The organism is Pseudomonas sp. TE3786 (genome assembly GCF_054057335.1).
This window is the reverse complement of the sequence record NZ_JBSRZF010000016.1, coordinates 1-20,729: the sequence shown is the minus strand read 5'-3', so window position 1 is coordinate 20,729 and position 20,729 is coordinate 1. Positions and strand designations below refer to the sequence as shown.

Here is a 20,729-nt window from a genome sequence, read left to right as displayed (position 1 = left end):
TTAAAACCCAGGAAATCGGACATTCAGGGAGACTAGTATGTTTGTGCCAAAAAAGATCAGCCACTGGTTAATCAGTTTTATTGCCCCTGCGCTTTTTTCCACCTGGCTGCAGGCCGCTGAAGAGCCGACCAAGCAACCGGTAGCCAAGGCCATTGGCTATGTGATGAAAACCGAAGGTGAGGCTGCCGTTATCGTCGACGGCACCGCGCAACCGGCCAAGGTCGGGATGCCGGTGTACGTCGGCAGCTCGATCAAGACCGGTGCCGACGGCTCGCTCGGGGTCACCCTGGAAGACAACACGCTGATGTCGTTCGGCCCCAACAGCCAGCTGAGTTTCGATGCCTTTGTTTATGAGCCCTCGCAGCAGGACCTCAAGCTCAGCGCGAAAATCACCCACGGCACGCTCAACTACATTTCCGGTGTTATCGCCAAACTCAAACCCGAAGCCGTGGAGATCAACACCCCCACCGGCACCATCGGCGTTCGCGGCACGCACTTCCTGGTGAAAGTCGACGGTTGAGCCTGGCCATGCCCTTATCGCTATTACGCAGATTGGCCATCTTGCTGTTGGCCTTGTGCGCCACCGGCTGTGCGTCGAAATCCTATGTGGTGCTGATGGAAAGCCCGGACGGCAGCACTGGTGCCATAGTGGTCGAGACCGCCAATGGCACCACCCGGGTCGACAAGAAAATGGACGCGGTGGCGCTGGATGGAAAAAGCGCCAAGACCTTCGCCGTCGAGCAGCCGCGCATCGAGCAGGATTTCTCCGCCGCACTGAAAGCCCAGCCGGCACTGCCGATCACCTTCCGCCTGTATTTCGAAACCGGCACCGCCGACCTGACCAAAGAATCCAAAGCCGACTTTCAAAACGTGCTGACCACCCTGCGCAAACGTGGCCCGTCGGCAGTGTCGGTGATCGGCCACACCGATACCGAAGGCAAGAGCAAATGGAACGAACAGATCGGCCTCAAACGCGCCACAGCGATTGCCGAGATGTTCCAGAAGGAAGGCATTCAGGTGATCGAGTTGGTGGTCACCTCCCATGGCGAAAGCAACCTGCTGGTGAAGACCCCGGACGATACGCCGGAGCCGCGTAATCGGCGCGTGGAGATTATTGTTCGTTAGTCTGCAAGCCAGGTGGGTTGCAGGCCCGGCCAATCGCGGCTGAAGCCGCTCCTATAGGGCGCGGCCCACCGTAGGAGCGGCTTCAGCCGCGATGCTTTTGAGCTACTTGCGGCTCATCACAAACCCATTGCCCTGCTCACCTGCCTGCAACCTATGCAGGTGAAACCTTACCAACCCATCCTCCGGGCGCTGCTCATGCAGCGCCTTAAACGCCGCCAATGCGCCAGGATCGCCTGCCATCAGCAACAGGTAAGCCGCGTCATACGCATCGTCCACCGCGCTTAGCGGCTCGAACACTTCCACCGCAGCCGACTTGCCCTTCAACTGCACCTTGCCCACCCCACGCATCGGCACCAGCGGGTTGCTGCGCTGGATCGCGGCCGACACACACAGGCGCGTCCCCAGGTGCTGATTAAGGCTCTCCAGACGCGAGGTGGTATTCACCGGATCGCCCAGGGCGCGGTAGTCGAAAATGGTCGAGCCACCGAAGTTGCCCACCACCACTTCACCGCTGTGTACGCCAATACGGGTCTGGCCGAAGGCGATACCCGCCGCCTGCAGCTGGGCGACATAGCCCTGGGCAAACCGATCGATCTCCAGGGCGCAGCTCAGCGCACGCTGGGCGTGGTCGGGCTGCGGCAAGGGGGCGGAAAACATGATGGCCACGGCATCGCCAACAATCCGGTCGAGGGTGCCGTCATGGCGGAAGGCGATGCCGATTACCTGCTCCAGGTAATCATTGAGCAAGCTGACCACCGCCTCCGGGGTTTGCCGCTCCATCATCTCGGTAAAGCCGGTGAGGTCGGTAAATACAAAGCTGCATACCTGACGCTGGCCGCCGAGGGTCAGTTGGCCGGGGTTATCCACCAGGTGGTTGACCAGATTGGGCGACACATAGCGGGAAAACGCCTCGCGCACCCAACGCTGTTCCCGCTCGCTGGCGATGTGATGACTGATGCTCGCCACGCTATAGATCAGCGCCAGGCCCAGGCCCGGGGTAAAAAGATCGAGCAACAGGCGCTGCTCGGCAAAGGCGTACCAGCCCAGACCATTGAGCAGCACCATCAGCAGCAGGCTGAGCAACGCCGCCCAGAGCGCGGCGAGACGCAGCGCCAGCAGCCCCACCAGCAAGCCGCCGAGCACCAAGGCCAACGTCTCCACGGCCGGTGCCCAGGCCGGACGCTGGAGGAACTCGCCACTGAGCATCTGCTCCAGCGCCTGGGCATGCACCTCGACGCCCGGAATGATCCCGCCCAACGGGCTGAAACGCAGGTCCTGCAGGCCCTGGGCCGAGGTGCCGATCAACGCGATGCTGCCTTGCAAACCGGCCGGTGCCTGACCGGCCAGCACCTGCCAGGCCGGAATGCTGCGGCTGGCCTGAGGCGGGCTGAAATGCACCCAGAGTTCCGCACGGGCGTTGCTGGGAATCTGCAGCCGGCCGATATCGACCCGCTCCACCCCTGCCTCGCCGCTGTGTACCCGGAAGCTGCTGACGCCCTGGACCACCCGCAGTGTTTCAGCCACCAGTGACGGCCGCGGCTGTCCGCCAATCGCCAGCAGCAAGGGCACCCTGCGCACCACGCCATCAACGTCGGCCTCGAAGGTCAGCGCACCCGTGCCACTGGCGGCTTGCTCCAGCACCGGCAAAGGGCGAATCGCCGCGCTGTACTGCGGCAGAAACGGCACCGGCGATGGGCCTTGCATAACCAGGCCAAACCGGCTCAAAGGCAAGCCTTCGGGCAACACCCGACGCTCGGCGGCAAAGCCCAGCACCACGCGGCTGGCGGCCAGGGTCGTGGCCAGTTGGGCGTCGTGATCGGGCAAGGCCTGCAATTGGCTGAGCAGGGCTTCGTCCAGGCCCTGATCCTGTAACAGCAGCGCCGGCGACGTGCGATCCGCTTCGGCGAACAACACATCGAACACCACTGCGGCCGCACCGGCAGCGTTCAACTTATCCACCAGTTCGGCCACCCGGGTGCGCGGCCACGGCCACTGTCCCAGGCGCGCCAGACTGGCTTCATCCAGATCGATAATGCGCACCGGTGCCTCGGCATATTGCCGCGGGTGCCAGCGCTGGAACTGATCGAACACGGCATTGTGCAATTGCTGCAGCGGCAAGGGATTGGCCACCAGCAGCACCAGACTTGCCAACAGTGCCAGCCCGCAAGCCAGCAGACTTGGCGTCAACCAACGGCGTTTGCGCATAGGAGCCCTACACCATGGCCAGCGGACGCTTGCGCGTCGGCGGCGGGAAGACGTCGTCGAGCAGACGCAGATCGCTGGCATCCAGGGTCAGCGCCAAGGCCGCGGCATTGGCCTGCACATGGGCTGGCGTAACCGCCTTGGGGATGGCGATCACCCCGCCCTGCTGCACCAGCCAGGCCAAGGCCACTTGTGCAGGAGTTGCGTCACGCCGCTCGGCGATCTGGCGCAAGCTGGCATCGACCAGCAAGCGCCCGCCCTGGCCCACCGGGCAGTACGCCATCAGCGGCATGCCTTGCTGCTGGCACCAGGGCAGCAGATCAAACCCCACGCCGCGTTGTTCCAGGCTGTAGAGCACCTGATTGGTGGCGCAGGCCGGGTTGTTCAGTTCGTGCATATCGTCGAGGTCGAAATTGGATACACCCCAGCGGGCGATCTTGCCCTGCTCGCGCAAGCGTTCGAAGGCTTCGACGGTTTCTTCCAATGGGTACTGGCCGCGCCAGTGCAGAAGGTAGAGGTCGATGCTGTCGGTACGCAGGCGTTTGAGGCTGCGTTCGCAGGCTTCGATGGTGCCGCGGCGGCTGGCGTTGTGGGGGTAGACTTTGCTGACCAGGTAGACCTGGTCGCGGATGCCTTGCAGGGCGTCGCCGACCACTTCTTCGGCACCGCCTTCGCCGTACATTTCGGCGGTGTCGATGAGGGTCATGCCCAGGTCTACGCCTTGGCGCAGGGCGTTGGCTTCGGTTTTACGTTCGCTGGGGCGCTCGCCCATGCGCCAGGTGCCTTGGCCGATGGCGGGGAGGGTTTGGTTGCTGAGGTGGACGCTGTGCATGGAGGCTTCCCTATTCCGGTGTAGGTCTTCATTACCGCGTTTGCTGGGCGTTTTTTTTTCGCGCTTTTCGCGGTTCCTGCCGCTCAACCTAGCCGGCCGCCGCCCCTACATAACGACTCCACTCGGCCTGCGCTAATGGGGCCGGTGGATCAACAGCCAGATCAAGAGCAAAAGCAGTACGTGGTGCCGGTACGCTCTTTGTAGGAGCGGCTTCGGCCGCGATTCCTGCAACCGCTGCTCTCAACTCTCTACCTCGTCATACCCTCGCCCCTGCCATTGCATTAAACAAAACCCATGACCAAAGGGATCGGCGAATGTGGCGATGCTGCACCAGGCTTCGTGGCGGATGGGCGCTTCAAGGGTAGCGCCGGCGGCGGTGGCGCGTGCGCAGGCGGCGTTCAGGTCTTCGACCACGATATCGAAATGCACCGGGGTCCAGTGCCGCTGGTAGTGGCGCGTGGCGCGTTCGCAGGGTTGGCTGCCGGTGGGGTTGGCGAGCAGGTAGATCGGTACGGGGCCGCCCAGCAGTTCGGCAACCTGGTGTTCGAACAGGTAGCGGTTCAGGTGCAGGTCGAAGGCCTGGGTGTAGAAGGCGATGCCACTCTCCAGGTCCGGGACGTCGATGTTGAGGAGCAGATTCATCGTGGCCTCCCTGGCGTCTGCATTTATTTCAATCCGGATTTCAGTAATAGCAGCAGCGATACCGGTTGCTCGCTTTCCGGGTGCAGGGGCTCTTGCAGCCATTGCAGACGCCAGTCGGTTTCGGCCAGCAGGGCCAGCCATGACTCCAATGTGCGGAAGAACCAGGGCATGGGCTCGGCAAACCCTTCGCCAAACCCTTCGAAGTGCTCCACCCGCCAGCCGTCCTGGTACTGGCCTTCGCCGCGCGAACTCCACGGGTGAATGGTCTGGATCAGCAGGGAGCCGCCCGGGGCCAACAGTTTGTGCAGGGCATTCAACACCGGTGCCAGCGGCTCGTCGAGCAGGGCGAAGTTGCACACCAGGACATCGAATTTGCCCAGCAGCCCGGCTTGCGATTCCAGCTCGGCGTAACCACACACGCGGTATTGTCCGGAGCAGATCGCCCGCGCGGTTTCGATCAGCGGCACCGAGGCATCCACGCCCACCGCTTCGATGCCGTGGGCCATCAGGCCGCGACACAGCCAGCCTTCACCGCAGCCGATATCCAGCACCCGCTTCGGCTCGCAGGCCAGAATCGCCCGCAGAATCGCCGCATCGGTGACCAGGCGGCGGCTTTCGATGCGCCGTTCACGCACGGCGGCGGTCCAGGCATCGGCGTTGGCCTGCCAGCTGAAGTTGAGCTGTTCTCGATGGTCGCGCTGCATATTCTGGCTCGGGGCTGAGAGAAAATTTTCGCCTGGGAACGTTAACCGCATTTTGCCGCCGACAACAGCGTCTAAGCTCTAACCCATGCAGAGCAACGCAGAGCCAGGGCCACGTTTATGGGCGCACTATGGCAATCGAACGTAAACCAAGCTGAGCACTCGCTGCCCGGCCTGAGTCCTGCACTTTCCCCGCCGTCCAACCACCCTCGCCGTTCCCCCTTGCGCCGGGCCCTGCGCTGGAGCTTCTGGCTGAGCCTATTGCTAGTCATGGCGGCAGGTGCCTGGTGGCTGCAGGAGGAAGTCACCACCGCCACCTATCAAGCGCGTGAGCTCAGCCGTTACGCCGCCACCCTGCGCTATGAATTGGTCGAAGGGCCGAGCACAGCCATCCACTATCCCGAAGACGGCCCCTTCGACAAACGCCTGGGCTATGCCTACCTGCCGCAGATGCTTGAGCGCCTGCAGCAGCGTGATTTCCGCATCCTGGCGCAGACGCAGTTTTCCCCGGCGCTGATGAACTATGCCAGCCACGGCCTGTTTATCCCTTACCCGGAAAAACTCCAGAGCGGCCTGAATATCGCCGACTGCCGCGGCCTGCCGCTGTATGGCTTTACTTATCCACAGCAGCTGTACGCCAGCTTCCATGACATTCCGCCGCTGGTGGTCAACAGCCTGCTGTTTATCGAAAACCGCGATCTGCTCGACAGCCAGCAGCCGCTGAGCAACCCGGCGGTGGACTGGCCGCGGTTCGCCATGGCGGCGTTGACCCAGATCGGCAAGAAGCTCGACTTTCAGGGCCAGTCCGCCGGCGGCAGCACCCTGGCCACCCAGTTGGAGAAATACCGCCACTCCCCCGATGGTCTGACCCTGTCGGCCACCGACAAACTCAAACAGATGGCCTCGGCCAGCGTGCGTGCTTACCAGAGCGGCCCCGAAACCCTGCCGACGCGGCAGAACATTGTGCGTGACTACCTCAACAGCGTGCCGTTGTCGGCAGCGCCCGGTTATGGCGAAGTGCATGGTCTGGCCGACGGTTTGCGGGTCTGGTATGGCGCCGATTTCGCTCGGGTCAATCAACTGCTGGAGCAATCCGATGCGCCGCTAGCCGAACGTGGCTTGGCCCTGCGCCAGGTGTTGTCGTTGATGATCGCCCAGCGCCGGCCGTCTTATTACCTGGCCCAGGGCCATAGCCAGCTGGCGACCCTGACCGACAGCCATATCCGCCTGCTGGCCGCTGGCGCGGTGATCGACCCGGCGTTACGCGATGCGGCGCTGGCAAGCACTACCCGTTGGCGTGACCTGGCCGCCCAGCCTGGCGTGCAGCCCGTGGAAAGCAACAAGGGCATCAGCGTCGCCCGCAGTCGCCTGTCCAACCTGCTGAACAAACCGCTGTACGACCTCGACCGCCTGGACCTGGCCGCCACCACCACCCTCAATGGCCAATTGCAGCAAGCCGCCAGCGATTACCTGCAGCGCCTGGCCGACCCGGCATTCGCCGCCCAGACCGGGCTGCTCGGCGACCATCTGCTGACCGCGCAAACCACCCAGGAGGTGCGCTACAGCTTCACCCTGTTCGAACGCAGCGCCGACGGTTCACGGGTAAGGGTACAAACCGACAGCACCGATCAGCCCTTCGATATCAACGAAGGCAGCAAGCTGGAGCTGGGCTCCACCGCCAAGTTGCGGGTGCTCACCACCTACCTGGAAATCATCGACGAATTGCACCGCCGCTTCGTCGGCCAGACCCCGGCGCAACTGCGCCAGGTCGAGGTGCCCGAGCAGGATCGCCTGACCCAATGGGCCGTCGACTACCTGGCCAGCGGCAACGACCCGAGCCTCACCGCCATGCTCGACGCCGCCCTGGAACGGCATTACTCCGCCAGCCCCGGCGAAAGCTTCTTCACCGGTGGCGGCCTGCACCACTTCAACAACTTCCGCAGCGAAGACAACGGCCGCAATCCGAGCTTGCGCGAAGCGCTGCAAGAGTCGATCAACCTGCCCTTTATCCGCCTGATGCGCGACCTGGTGCGCTACAGCACCTACCAGGCCAGTAACAGCAGCGCCGAATTGCTCAAAGACGACCGCGACCCGCGCCGCCAGGACTACCTGCAACGCTTTGCCGACCATGAAGGCACAGTGTTTCTGCTGCGCTTCTGGCGCAAATACCAGAACAAGAACGCCACCGAACGCCTGGACACCTTTCTCGACGGCATGCACCCCACGGCCTCGCGCCTGGCGGCCGTGCACCGTTACCTGATGCCAAGTGTCGACGAAAACACCTTCGGCACCTTTATCAACGCCCATCTGGTAGAGGATCAGGTCGGGCCGCAACGGGTACACGAGCTGTACGTGAAATATGGCCCGGGTGCCTACAGCCTGCCGGACCAAGGCTATATCGCCCGCGTTCACCCGCTGGAACTGTGGCTGCTCGGCTACCTGCAACAGCACCCGCAAGCCAGCTTCAATGAAGCGGTAAGCGCCAGTAACGGCCAGCGCCAGGAGGTTTATAGCTGGCTGTTCAAAAGCCGACACAAGAGCGCTCGCGACAGCCGCATCCGCATCATGCTGGAGGTAGAAGCCTTCCTCGATATTCACCAACGCTGGCAGCGCGTCGGCTACCCCTTCGACCACCTGGTGCCGTCGCTGGCCACCGCCATCGGCAGCTCCGGCGACCGCCCGGCGGCGCTGGCCGAGCTGATGGGGATCATCCTCAACGACGGCATCCGCCAGCCCACCCTGCGTATCGACAGCCTGCACTTTGCCGCCGACACCCCCTACGAAGCACGCCTGGGCATCAACCCCGATCAAGGCAAACGGGTGCTTTCCAGCGAAGTGGCCAGCGCCCTGCGTGGCGCTCTGGCGCAAGTGGTAGCCAAGGGCACCGCGCGACGATTGAACGGCAGCTTCAGCGAAGCCGACGGCAGCGCCATGACCCTCGGTGGCAAGACCGGCACCGGTGATAACCGCATCGAAAGCGTGGGGGCCGGTGGGCGGATTCTCAGCTCCCGCTCGCTGAATCGCACAGCGACGTTCGTGTTCTATCTGGGCGACAAGCACTTCGGCACCCTCACCGCCTTCGTCCCCGGCCGCGCCGCAGAAGGCTTCCGCTTCACCTCCGCACTGCCCGTGCAAGTGCTCAAAGGCATGGCGCCGATACTGCAACCGTATCTTCAGGCCGACACCCAGTGTCTGGCGGGCGAAAAGCATCGAGGCTGACCAGAGCGTCGCACCGGCCGCTTCTACGGGGGAACGCCATCAGGCGGTTGATCTTGATCTGGTTGTTGATCTGGCTGTTGATCTACCCGCCCCATTAGCGCTGGCCGAGCGGAATCGTTGTGCAGGGGGTTTAGCGGCAGGAGCCGCGTAACGCGCGAAACCAAACGCCCAGCGCCCGCGATAAAGAAGATTAACGCCGTAAGGAACCACGCGATGTTCCTACTGACCAAACGACGTTCCCCACTCGTCCTGTTAATATTCCCCCGCCCCACGCCACCGCCAAAAAAGTGGCCAGGGCGCCACGCTCGCCCGCAACAAACTGGAGTACCCGCTTGGAGTCTGAATCCATCGTCTATGGCTGTATCCGCGACTGGCCGTCCGGCGACCCAGAACAGGCACGCCTGCGCCGAGCGATCAACCAGCGCGAACTGCAAGCCCTGCCATCAGGCGACGCCTGGCCCTTTATCGGCCGCGATATGTTCTCCTTCTGCCCCGAGCCCGGCGAGGGCCTGTACCAGACCCAGGTCATCCACTTCGGTGCCAGCTACCGTGCGGTGGAGTACGAGTGGAGCCTGTGGGTAGAGCAGTTCGAAGCGCTGCTCAAGCGTCTTTATTGGGGTAGCGCCGTGGTGCATCTGGAAACCGAGCTGAGTGGTACCCATACCTTCCGTTGGGAGTCCGAGCAGGGTTTCCATAGCCCGCAGGATGCCGGCGGCCTCTTGGTACGCTGTGCCTGGGAACGCGAAGGCGCGCTGCACAGCTGACGGCAAGGAGTCGGCCGATGCTCAATTACCTGTGGTTTTTCCTCGCGGCGCTGTTCGAGATCGCTGGCTGCTATGCGTTCTGGTCGTGGCTGCGGATGGGCAAGAGCGCCTGGTGGATAGCGCCGGGGCTGGTCAGTCTGCTGCTGTTCGCCCTGCTGCTCACCCGCGTCGAAGCCGCCTATGCCGGGCGCGCTTATGCCGCCTACGGGGGCATCTATGTGGTGGCGTCGTTGTTCTGGTTAGGGGTGGTGGAGCGTGCGCGGCCGCTATCGACCGACTGGATTGGTGCCGCGTTCTGCGTGATCGGTGCCTTGATCATTCTGCTCGGCCCACGCTTCTCGGCCCCGTAGGACGAGCGCCGGGGCTTCACGCCAATCGCGATGGCGCATATCCGCTGCGCGGATATTCGCCCTACGGGCGCTCGGCATTAATCCTCCAGCCACTCCTTGGGCACATCGCGTTTCATCGCCAATTGGCACTGTTCGCTTTCCACGTCGAAGACGATCACCGCCTCGCCTTTATCCAGCGCCCGGCGCACGCGGGCCACGCGGGTTTCCAGAGGGGTTTCGTCGCCGTTGTCGGTGCCGTCACGGGTGACGAAGTCTTCGATCAGGCCGGTAAGGGTGTCGGGGGCGAGCATTTCTTGCGGGATCAACATGGCAGTTCTCCAAAAAGCCCGGCGATGTTAACCCACCCACCATCTGCCCACTAAGATGAAGAAGTTTCTTCGCTGGCTGGCGTTTCGCGCTTGCTGGCGAGGAAACGATCGAGGGTGGCGTACAACACCTCGCAATCCAAGGGTTTGCCAAGGAAGTCGTCCATGCCCGCCAGGGTGCCGTGTTCGCGGTGTTCGTCGAGGATATGCGCAGTCAGCGCAACGATAGGCACGGCGCGCAGTTGCTGTTGTTTCTCCAGGCGGCGGATTTGCCGGGTGGCTTCAAAGCCGTCCATTTCCGGCATTTCGCAGTCCATCAACACCAGCTGCACCGCACTTGGGTCGCGGCTGTAGTCGCGCACTGCTTCCACACCATTGGCCACCACGCGCACCAGGTAGCCGCGTTTTTTCAGCAGGCCCTGCACCACCAACTGGTTTACCGGGTTGTCTTCCACCACCAGGATGCACGCGTTGTTGCCACCCTGGTCGTCCAGCACCGGGCGGGTTTCGCCGCGCCGTTCCTGGTAGAACTCCAGCAGCGCTTCGCGCAAGGGCGTGATCGCCAAGGGCTGGGCCAGGTTGACCAAGCGCAGGCCTTTGCTCGGCGGCAGCAGCTGGCATTGTTCCGGGGGGCACAGCAGCAGAATGCGTTGGCCCTTTTGCAGCCGCGGACGCAGGGTGTCGAGCCAATGCAGCACGCTGCCCGGCCAGGGTGCCATCAGGATCAGCAACGGGGTAACGGCGAAGTCGTCGAGGTAGACCTGCAGTTTTTCCGGGTTCTGGCAGCGTTCAGTGCGCATGCCCCAGCGTTCCAGCAAGCGGCTGACGGCGTCGAGGCCGAGGCCGTCGAGGGAGCTGATCAGGGCAGTCTTGCCTTTGAGCAGTTGACGCAGCTGGTCGTCCTGGCGCTCGCCTTCCTGCAGCGCCACATCGAAGGCCAGACGCGTGCCCTGCCCCGGTGTGCTTTGCACTTCGATATGGCCGCCCATCATTTCCACCAGTTCCTTGCTGATGGCCAGGCCCAGGCCGCTGCCGCCATAACGGCGGGTGGTGCTGGAGTCGCCCTGGGAGAAGGATTCGAACAGTTGGGTCTGCGCCTCGCCCGGGATGCCGATGCCGCTGTCGCTGACGGCAAAGATCAGATGCGGGTTGCCCAGGCTGTTGTTGCGCCGGCACACGCTGACCGCCACATGGCCTTCGGCGGTGAACTTCAGGGCATTGCTGAGCAGGTTCATCAGCACCTGCTTGAGCCGTGTCGGGTCGCCTTTGATTCGCTGCGGCACGCCCACTTCCATGCTCACATACAGGCGCAGGTTCTTTTCCAGGGCCTTGGCGGTGAACAGGGTCAGAGTGTCGGAGATCAGCACCTCCAGGTCGAACTCGATATTTTCCAGGCTCAGCTTGCCGGACTCGATGCGCGCGTAATCAAGGATGTCGTTGATCACCGCCATCAGCGAGCTGCCGGAGCTGGCGATGGTGTCGACATAAAACCGCTGGCTGCGGTCCAGCGCGGTGCCTTTGAGCAGTTGCAGCATGCCCAGCACGCCATTGAGCGGGGTGCGAATTTCGTGGCTCATCTTGGCCAGGAAACGGCTCTTGGCCTGGTTTTCGATTTCCGACTTGGCCGCCGCCTGGCGCGAGCGGAAGCCTTCTTCCTTGAGCAGGTTGATGCGATCAGCGAGGCCAATGGACAGGGTGATCAGCTCGATGGTGACGCCGACCTTGACCATGGTGCCGCCGTAGATGCCGAAGATTTCGATACCCAGCGAACCCGTGGTGGCGACGATAAACGCGGTAAGCAAAATGCCCCAGGCCAGAATGTAGTACGAGCCATAGCGCAGGCCACGGCGCCAGATATACACACCAGTGGCCAGCAGCACGAAGGAGACAAACAGCACCGTCAGGCTGGCGAGAATATTCCAGGCCTGCAGACCGATTACCGCCACCGACACGATGCCGCACAGAACCAGCGCCATCATTATCTGCAGGCCCTTGTCCAGGCGCGGCGAGTATTGCGCGGTATGCAGAAAATGGCGGCTGAACTGGGTGGCGCTGAAGCTGTGGAGGAACATCAGAAAATAGATGCTGACCGACTGCAGCTCGATCAGGTTCGGCATCAGCTTGAACAGCATGCCGTCGAAACTGGCGGCGAACAGGCCGATGTTGAAGTTGTACACCAGGTACCAGAAGTACGCCCGCTCACGCAGCGAGAAGAACAGGAACAGGTTGTAGCAGAACATCGCGAACAGCACGCCGTAGAAGGCACCGTTGACCCCCATGAGGTTTTCCTGGGCCGCCGCGCTGGCGCTATAGGTGCTGAAAAACAGCGGCACAAACAGCGTGCTGGTGCTTTCAATGCGCAGAATCAGGGTGCTCTGCCCTTGGGGTAAATCCAATGGGAACCAGAAGTTGCGCACCTGCACCGGCCGATGGGAGAAGGCGAACTGATCGCCTGTCTCCTGGGTAGTCGTTTTGCCATCGGGGGTTTGCAGGTAGAGCTGGATATGGTCGAGCAGCGGGTAATCGACTTCCAGGTACCCGCCCAGGTCGTGGGGGCGGCTGTTGAGCAGACGGACTTTGAACCACCACACCGAGCCGTTTTTGCCCAGATTGACGTGGTCACTGCGCGCGCCCTGGAACTCCCGGTCCGGGATGGCCTGCACCTGCTCCAGGCTGAGAATGCCGTGGGGGTCTTCGATATAGCCGACATAGGGTGCCAGCGACAGGCGCAGATCATCCTGATTGAGCGGCGCAAGCACACCCACGCTGGCCGAGGAATTTCCAGCGAGCAGGCACAGCAGCAAGACCAGACAAAGACGAGGCATTCGTTAACCTCAAAATAAATACCGGCGAAGCTGTAGGACCGCTCCGCTCTTGTTTGTCTGGCACTGTGCCTCTATGCGAAGCGCCCTTCAAGTGTCGTTTTCACGGGAGTTGATCAAACTGTCGACCGTCGGAACCCGAGTGTCGCTCTCCATCTGCGCGTCGTGCTCGATCTGATGGCTGAAATTATCCAGCGACTGATTGGCCGGTTTGGCATCGCTGGCAAATACCGGCGGGCTGAGGATATAGGCGGTAAGCAAACGACTGAGTCCCGCCAGGCTGTCGATATGGGTGCGCTCGTAGCCATGGGTGGCGTCACAGCCAAAGGCCAGCAGCGCCGTGCGGGTGTCGTGACCGGCGGCCACCGCCGACTGCGCATCGCTGTGGTAGTAGCGGAACAGGTCGCGGCGCACCGGCACCTCGTGTTTCTCCGCCAGACGCAGCAGGTGGCGGGACAGGTGATAGTCATAGGGGCCGCCGGAATCCTGCATGGCCACGCTGACGGTGTGCTCGCTGGACTGCTGCCCCGGTGCCACCGGGGCGATATCGATGCCGACGAACTCGCTGACATCCCAATTCAGCGCGCCGGCTGCGCCGGAGCCGACTTCTTCGGTAATAGTGAACAGCGGATGGCAGTCGATGGCCGGCTCGATACCGCTTTCCACCAGGCCCTTGAGGGAGGTGAGCAAGGCCGCCACACCGGCTTTGTCATCCAGATGGCGGGCGCTGATATGGCCGCTTTCGGTGAATTCCGGCAGTGGGTCGAAGGCGACGAAATCACCGACATTGATGCCCAGCGATTCACAATCGGCGCGGGTACTGGCGTAGGCGTCCAGACGCAGCTCGACATGGTCCCAACTGATTGGCATCTGGTCGATGGCGGTATTGAACGCGTGCCCGGACGCCATCAGCGGCAGCACGCTGCCACGGAACACCCCGGTTTCGGTAAACACACTGACCCGACTGCCTTCGGCAAAGCGGCTGGACCAGCAACCCACTGGGGCCAGGCCGAGGCGACCGTTGTCCTGCACCTGGCGGACGATGGCGCCAATGGTATCGAGGTGCGCGGACACCGCCCGGTCCGGGCTGTTCTGCTTGCCCTTGAGGGTGGCGCGGATGGTGCCGCGACGGGTCAGCTCGAACGGAATGCCCAGTTCTTCCAGGCGTTCGGCGACGTAACGCACGATGGTGTCGGTAAAGCCGGTGGGGCTGGGAATGGCGAGCATTTCCAGAAGCACACGGCGCAGGTAATCGAGGTCGGGTTCGGGGACTTTTTTCATGGGGGTCTCCTGGTAATGCCTGCACAGGTTCGAAATTAAACCCCCGTCATCCCATGGGATCCAGAATCGCGCAGGAGTTGCGGTGTATCCAGCATCGGCGCACCTGGGCGCTGGGACGACGGGGTGGGGGCGAAAAGCAATGAGCGGCCTCAGCCGCCGGGCTGACTCAGCGGAAACAGCAGGTCGATAAACCGCTCTGCCGTCGGTTGCGGCTGATGGTTGGCCAACCCGGCGCGTTCATTGGCTTCAATAAACACGTACTCGGGCTGATCCGCCGCGGGCACCAGCAGATCGAGGCCGACCACCGGGATATCCAGCGCCCGCGCCGCCCGCACTGCGGCATCGTTAAGCACCGGATGGAGGATATCGGTGACATCTTCCAGGGTGCCGCCGGTATGCAGATTGGCGGTACGCCGCACCGCCAGGCGCTGGCCGGCAGGCAATACGCTGTCGTAGTCAAAACCGGCGCTGCGCAGGGTGCGGTGGGTTTCTTCATCCAGCGGAATGCGGCTTTCGCCACCGGTGGCAGCCTGGCGGCGACGGCTTTGCGCTTCGATCAACGCACCGATGCTATGGCGTCCATCGCCTATCACTTCGGCCGGCCGGCGAATGGCGGCAGCTACCACTACAAAGCCGATCACCAGAATGCGCAGGTCGGCACCCTCATGAAAACTTTCCAGCAGCACGCGGTTGTCGAAGGCCAGGGCACGTTTGATCGCCGCTTCCACCTCCTCCTCACTGCGCAGGTCAATGGCCACGCCTTTGCCCTGCTCGCCATCCACCGGCTTGACCACTACCCGGCCGTGCTCGGCAAGGAAGTCGGCGTTTTCTTCCGGCTCACCGGCCAGTTGCTGCGCCGGCAGTTGCAGGCCGACGCGGCGCAGCGCGCGGTGGGTCAGAAGTTTGTCCTGGCACAGGGTCATGCTGACGGCGCTGGTCAGGTCGCTCAGCGACTCTCGGCAGCGAATGCGCCGCCCGCCGTGGTTGAGGGTGAACAGCCCGGCTTCGGCATCGTCCACCTGCACCTCGATACCACGGCGACGGGCTTCGTCGACGATGATCTTGGCGTAGGGGTTGAGCTCCGCTTCCGGCCCGGGACCGAGAAACAGCGTTTCGTTGATGCCGTTCTTGCGCTTGAGGGTGAAGGTCGCCAGGTCACGGAAACCCAGCTTGGCGTACAGGCGCTTGGCCTGGTGGTTGTCGTGCAATACCGACAAATCCAGATAGCTGAGGCCACGGCTCATAAAGTGTTCGATCAGGTGCCGCACCAGCACCTCGCCCACCCCGGGGCGTGGGCATTGCGGGGCAACGGCCAGGCACCAGAGGCTGCAGCCGTTGTCCGGGTCATTGAACGCCTTACGGTGGTTAAGGCCCATCATGCCGCCGATCACATCACCGCTGTCGGCGTCTTCGGCCAGCCAGTATTCCGGGCCGCCCTCCTCCTTGGGGGTGAGGCGTTCGGGGTCAACCGGCAGCATGCCGCGCTCCTGGTACAGGTTGTTCAGCGCCTGCCAGTCTTCGGCACTTTGCGCACGGCGCACGTTGAAGCCGCGAAAGCCCCGGCGCGCCTGACGGTAGTCGGTAAACCACAGACGCAGGGTGTCCGAAGGATCGAGAAACAGCCCCTGCGGTGCCTGCGCCAGTACCTGATGGGGTGCCGCCACATACAGGGCGATATCGCGCTCCCCCGGCTGTTCGCTGAGCAGCTCGCTGGCCAGCAGTTCCGGGGTTGGGTAGGTGTGCCCGATAAGAATCCGGCCCCAGCCGCAATGCAGGGCCAGGGGTGGGTTGGCGCTCTGGTTGCCATCCTCGGCAAAACGCGCCTGCAAGCGCTCATAAGACGGCGGTTGGCCGCGCAGCAGGCGCTGGCTGTAGGCATAGCCTTTCATGAAAAATTCTTCCCTTGAAGAAGCAGGAGGCGTGGGCTGACGGGGGCCTGGCATCAGACACCCTGCTCGCTAAGCCACAGATTCAGCGCGGCGAGCTGCCAGAGTTTGGAACCGCGCAGTGGCGTTAACTGGCCCTGCGGGTCGGTGAGCAACTGGTCGAGCATCGACGGGTTGAACAGGCCACGGTCCTGGCTCGGGTCGAGCAGCAGTTCACGCACCCAGCCCAGGGTATTGCCCTGCAGATGTTTGAGGCCGGGCACCGGGAAATAGCCTTTGGGCCGGTCGATCACCGCTGCCGGAATCACCAGACGTGCGGCTTCCTTGAGCACCTGCTTGCCGCCATCGGGCAATTTGAAGCGCCCGGGAATCCGCGCGGAAAGCTCCACCAGACGGTAATCGAGAAACGGCGTACGCGCTTCCAACCCCCAGGCCATGGTCATGTTGTCCACCCGTTTGACCGGGTCATCGACCAACATCACCGTGCTGTCCAGGCGCAGGGCCTTGTCCACCGCTGCCTCGGCACCAGGCCGCTGGAAGTGCTCGCGCACATACTCGCCGGCGCAGTCACCGGTCAGCCAGGCGGGCTGCACGGTGTCGCGGTACTCGGCGTAACTGCGGTCGAGAAAGGCCGCGCGATAGGCCGCATAGGGGTCGGCAGCACCGTCTACCAGCGGGTACCAGTGGTAACCGGCAAATAGCTCATCGGCGCCCTGCCCGCTCTGCACCACCTTGCAGTGCTTGGCCACTTCGCGGGACAGCAGGTAGAAGGCAATGCAGTCATGGCTGACCATCGGCTCGCTCATGGCGCGGAAGGCCGCCGGCAACTGCTCGATGATCTCCCGCTCGTCGATCCGCAACTGGTGATGACGGGTGCCGTAGTGCTGGGCAATCAGATCGGAATACTGAAACTCGTCGCCGCGCTCGCCGCCGGCATCCTGAAAGCCGATGGAGAAAGTCGACAGGTTTTCCACCCCAACCTCCCGCAACAGACCCACCAGCAAGCTGGAATCGACACCGCCGGAGAGCAGCACCCCCACATCCACTGCCGCCCGCTGACGAATGGCCACGGCTTCGCGCAGGCTGTCCAGAGTCAGGTCGCGCCAGTCGTTAAGGCCGTAGGCCTGCTCATCGGCGGCAGCGCCGTAGTGGAGGTTCCACCAGGTTTGCTGAGTGGTGTGGCCCTGAGCATCGACGCGCATCCAGGTGGCGGGCGGCAGCTTGCTGACATTGGCCAGCAAGGTCCGCGGTGCCGGCACCACGGCGTGGAAATTCAGGTAGTGATTAAGGGCGATGGGGTCGAGGCTCTTGTCGATATCGCCGCCCTGCAGCAAGGCGGGCAGGGTCGAAGCAAAACGCAGGCGCTCGGCCGTATGCGACAGATACAGCGGCTTGATGCCCAGCCGGTCGCGGGCAATAAACAGCTCGCGCTTGTCCCGCTCCCAGATGGCAAAGGCGAACATGCCATTGAGCTTGGGCAGCAGCTCGGCACCCCAGGCGTGATAGCCCTTGAGCAACACCTCGGTGTCGCCCTCGGAGAAAAACTGATAACCCAGGGCCTGCAGCTCTTTACGCAGCTCGGGGTAGTTATAGATAGCGCCGTTGAACACCAGCGACAGGCCCAGCTGGCTGTCGATCATCGGCTGACCGGAGGCGTCCTCCAGGTCCATGATTTTCAGGCGTCGATGGCCCAGGGCGATGGAGCCCTGGCTATGCAAGCCATGGGCGTCGGGGCCACGCGGGGCCAGGTGTTGAGTGATGCGCTCGACCGCTGCGAGGTCGGCGGGGCGATGGTTGAAACGTAACTCTCCAGATATTCCGCACATAGTCCTTACCGGGTTTCCGTTGGGGAAAAAGGGGGGCGCGCAATCGTTGCGCTACTGGAGCAGACCGGCTTGGGGGCTGAGAGTTTTAGATAAATGTGGACTAACAGGATGGAAGGCGGCATTGAGCCGCCCGGTTTGGTATGCGGTTTTGGGCTGAGTCGTTCGCGCTGGGCACTCTATCTGCGCACCTGGGTCCCAGCCTGCGCTGGGACGACGGTGAACTGTGCAGCAACCTCCGTCATCCCAGCGCAGGCTGGGGAATCGCGCAGGTGAACACCAAGCTGCATTCGAGCAAGAAGCTCCAGGCATAAAAAAGCCGGCCCACTAGGGGCCGGCAAAAGCACTAAAAACGTTCTGGATCGCGCGATAATCAGGCGTCCTGATATTCCCGCTCAGCCTTGTCAAACCGCGCCAGCATGCTGGCCGACGGCCCCTGACCAATCTTGCTGAATAGCAAAATGGCGATCGAAGCAAAGATAAAGCCCGGAATAATCTCGTACAGACCAATGTGGTTGAGGAAGTTCTTCCACAGAATCACGGTCAGGGCACCGACCAGCATGCCGGCCAGAGCGCCGTTACGGGTCATGTTCTTCCAGATCAGCGAGATCAGCACCACCGGACCAAACGCCGCACCGAAACCAGCCCATGCGTAGGACACCAGGCCCAGCACCTTGCTGCTCGGGTTAGCGGCAATACCGATGGCCACCACGGCAACCAACAGCACCATGCCACGACCCACCCATACCAGCTCCAGCTGCGAAGCGTTTTTCCGCAGGAAGGATTTGTAGAAGTCTTCGGTGAGGGCGCTGGAGCACACCAGCAGTTGGCAGCTCAGGGTGCTCATCACGGCAGCCAGAATGGCCGACAGCAGGACACCGGCAACCCATGGGTTGAAGAGGATCTTGGCCAGTTCGATAAAGACCCGCTCAGGGTTCTCGGTAACTGGGCCAGCCAGTTCCGGGTGCGCGGAGAAGTAGGCAATGCCGAAGAAGCCCACGGCTACCGCACCGCCCAGGCACAGCACCATCCACGTCATGGAGATGCGGCGAGCAGCCGGAATCGATTTCACCGAGTCGGCGGCCATAAAGCGCGCCAGGATATGCGGCTGGCCGAAGTAGCCCAGGCCCCAACCCATCAGCGAGATCACACCGATAAAGCTCGCGCCTTTGAGCATGTCGAAGTTGGCGGCGTCTTTCAGTTCGATGGCGGCGAAGGTGGGGTCGATGCCACCGGTGGCCAGCATCACCACGATCGGGGTGAGGATCAGGGCGAAGATCATCAGCGACGCCTGCACGGTGTCCGTCCAGCTCACGGCCAGGAAGCCGCCGACGAAGGTGTAGGCGATGGTCGCGGCAGCGCCGGCCCACAGGGCGGTCTCGTATGACATGCCGAAGGTGCTTTCGAACAGACGCGCACCGGCCACCACGCCCGAGGCGCAGTAGATGGTGAAAAACAGCAGAATCACCAGGGCCGAAAGAATGCGCAGCACCTTGCTGGTGTCTTCGAAACGGTTGGTGAAGTAGTCCGGCAGGGTCAGGGCGTTGCCGTTGTGCTCGGTCTGTACGCGCAGACGGCCGGCAACGAACAGCCAGTTCAGGTAGGCACCGACGATCAGGCCGATGGCGATCCAGCTTTCCGACAGGCCGGACATATAGATGGCACCTGGCAGGCCCATCAGCAGCCAGCCGGACATGTCCGAAGCACCGGCCGACAGGGCCGTAACGAAGCTGCCGAGACTACGGCCACCGAGAATGTAATCGGAGAGGTTGTTGGTGCGCAGATAGGCGAACAAGCCGATCAGAACCATTGCGGCGATATACACCACAAAGGTGATCAGCATGGGAGTGCTGGCAGTCATAAGCAGATCTCTCTTACTTGTTGTTATGCGAATGCTGGGGGTGACCCGCAGTCGTCGTTGGGCTTGCGAAAGTAAACCAGTGGTGCTTGTGGCACTCACCTAAACACGGGCTAGAGCGCCAGTACGGCCTCTACCCACATGGAAATACGCTCGGTCCTATCATGGGTTTAGTAAAAACCCATGGATACCGCGAATAACCTGCGGTTGAGCGAAAAAGCGGAGCACGGAATGTAGTGGCTGGGTGCGGGGTGTTCTTGCAAAAAACTCTGGAGTTTTTATTGAAAACTCTGAGGGCGGGAACTTACTGATCGGCTGCTGATTGCAGCGCGCCGGGGCGGGGGATGGGTGATCGAGGGGGCCGATTCTCCGAAAAGGAGTATCCGCCTCAGCATTCTGGATCCCGGCCTGCGCCGGGATGACGGGTTAAACGCACAAACCTGCGTCGATCCATCACCCCGCCCTAGACCGACTCTTGGAAGAACCTGCTTGGCGGACCACTGGATTCCGTGCTTCGCCGGAATGACGGTGTTAAACGCACAAACCTCCGTCGACCCATCACCCCCGCCCTAGACCGACTTCTGGAAGAACCTGCTTGGCGGACCACTGGATTCCGTGCTTCGCCGGAATGACGGTGTTAAACGTACAAACCTGCGTCGACCCATCACCCCCGCCCTAGACCGACTCCTGGAAGAACCTGCTTGGCGGACCACTGGATTCCGTGCTTCGCCGGGATGACGGTGTTAAACGCACAAACCTCCGTCGACCCATCCCCCCCGCCCTAGACCGACTCCTGGAAGAACCTGCTTGGCGGACCACTGGACTCCGTGCTTCGCCGGGATGACGGTGATAGACGTACAAACCTGCGTCGATCCATCACCCCGCCCTAGACCGACTCCTGGAAGAACCTGCTTGGCGG

General features: G+C 62.5%; 15 protein-coding genes. 5 read left to right on the top strand and 10 right to left on the bottom strand.

What is annotated here, in order from left to right:
• Positions 1-37: 37 nt before the first annotated feature.
• Both ACVW0Y_RS17190 and ACVW0Y_RS17185 read left to right on the top strand, forming a co-directional pair.
• Positions 38-520, top strand: a complete 483-nt coding sequence (locus ACVW0Y_RS17190; RefSeq protein WP_457439810.1) for a FecR family protein — start codon at positions 38-40, stop codon at positions 518-520.
• An 8-nt stretch (positions 521-528) separates the two neighbouring features.
• Positions 529-1,125 (top strand): OmpA family protein, encoded by a 597-nt coding sequence (locus ACVW0Y_RS17185; RefSeq protein WP_457439809.1) that lies wholly within the window; start codon positions 529-531, stop codon positions 1,123-1,125.
• Positions 1,126-1,227: 102 nt separating this feature from the next.
• Here the strand turns inward: ACVW0Y_RS17185 and ACVW0Y_RS17180 are convergent, their stop codons facing one another.
• From ACVW0Y_RS17180 to ACVW0Y_RS17165, 4 genes are all read right to left on the bottom strand, one after another.
• Complete coding sequence (locus ACVW0Y_RS17180) at positions 1,228-3,330, bottom strand: CHASE2 domain-containing protein (RefSeq protein WP_457439808.1); 2,103 nt, start codon at positions 3,328-3,330, stop codon at positions 1,228-1,230.
• Between the two features lie 7 nt (positions 3,331-3,337).
• Entirely contained in the window at positions 3,338-4,159 is an 822-nt protein-coding gene (locus ACVW0Y_RS17175; protein WP_457439806.1) for an aldo/keto reductase, read from the bottom strand.
• A gap of 240 nt (positions 4,160-4,399) precedes the next feature.
• Positions 4,400-4,801, bottom strand: a complete 402-nt coding sequence (locus tag ACVW0Y_RS17170) for a VOC family protein (RefSeq protein ID WP_457439805.1) — start codon at positions 4,799-4,801, stop codon at positions 4,400-4,402.
• 23 nt (positions 4,802-4,824) lie between these two features.
• On the bottom strand, positions 4,825-5,505 hold the full coding sequence (locus ACVW0Y_RS17165) for a class I SAM-dependent methyltransferase (RefSeq protein WP_457439803.1): 681 nt from the start codon (positions 5,503-5,505) through the stop codon (positions 4,825-4,827).
• A 117-nt stretch (positions 5,506-5,622) separates the two neighbouring features.
• Here ACVW0Y_RS17165 and ACVW0Y_RS17160 point away from each other — a divergent pair, with 117 nt between their 5' ends.
• The 3 genes from ACVW0Y_RS17160 to ACVW0Y_RS17150 all read left to right on the top strand — a co-directional run bounded on the left by ACVW0Y_RS17160 (position 5,623) and on the right by ACVW0Y_RS17150 (position 9,835).
• A complete protein-coding gene (locus tag ACVW0Y_RS17160) occupies positions 5,623-8,721 on the top strand; it encodes a transglycosylase domain-containing protein (protein WP_457439802.1) in 3,099 nt (1,032 codons plus the stop codon).
• Positions 8,722-9,053: 332 nt separating this feature from the next.
• Positions 9,054-9,485 carry a hypothetical protein gene (locus ACVW0Y_RS17155; RefSeq protein ID WP_457439800.1) on the top strand — a complete coding sequence of 144 codons (432 nt, stop codon included), beginning with the start codon at positions 9,054-9,056 and terminating at the stop codon, positions 9,483-9,485.
• Positions 9,486-9,502: 17 nt separating this feature from the next.
• The gene (locus ACVW0Y_RS17150; RefSeq protein ID WP_457439798.1) at positions 9,503-9,835 is read left to right on the top strand and encodes a YnfA family protein; all 333 of its coding nucleotides are present in this window, start codon (positions 9,503-9,505) and stop codon (positions 9,833-9,835) included.
• A gap of 77 nt (positions 9,836-9,912) precedes the next feature.
• On the opposite strand, the gene ACVW0Y_RS17145 is transcribed toward ACVW0Y_RS17150, so the two are convergent.
• The 6 genes from ACVW0Y_RS17145 to putP form a co-directional block, all read right to left on the bottom strand.
• Positions 9,913-10,143, bottom strand: coding sequence for a YheU family protein (locus ACVW0Y_RS17145; RefSeq protein ID WP_457439797.1), 231 nt, complete (start codon positions 10,141-10,143; stop codon positions 9,913-9,915).
• A 50-nt stretch (positions 10,144-10,193) separates the two neighbouring features.
• Entirely contained in the window at positions 10,194-12,965 is a 2,772-nt protein-coding gene (locus ACVW0Y_RS17140; protein ID WP_457439795.1) for a 7TM diverse intracellular signaling domain-containing protein, read from the bottom strand.
• Positions 12,966-13,052: 87 nt separating this feature from the next.
• Entirely contained in the window at positions 13,053-14,243 is a 1,191-nt protein-coding gene (locus ACVW0Y_RS17135; protein WP_457439794.1) for an osmoprotectant NAGGN system M42 family peptidase, read from the bottom strand.
• A 149-nt stretch (positions 14,244-14,392) separates the two neighbouring features.
• The gene (ngg, locus tag ACVW0Y_RS17130; protein ID WP_457439793.1) at positions 14,393-16,132 is read right to left on the bottom strand and encodes an N-acetylglutaminylglutamine synthetase; all 1,740 of its coding nucleotides are present in this window, start codon (positions 16,130-16,132) and stop codon (positions 14,393-14,395) included.
• A gap of 53 nt (positions 16,133-16,185) precedes the next feature.
• A complete protein-coding gene (locus ACVW0Y_RS17125; protein ID WP_457439791.1) occupies positions 16,186-17,955 on the bottom strand; it encodes an N-acetylglutaminylglutamine amidotransferase in 1,770 nt (589 codons plus the stop codon).
• 370 nt (positions 17,956-18,325) lie between these two features.
• Complete coding sequence (gene putP, locus ACVW0Y_RS17120; protein WP_457439789.1) at positions 18,326-19,813, bottom strand: sodium/proline symporter PutP; 1,488 nt, start codon at positions 19,811-19,813, stop codon at positions 18,326-18,328.
• Positions 19,814-20,729: the final 916 nt, after the last annotated feature.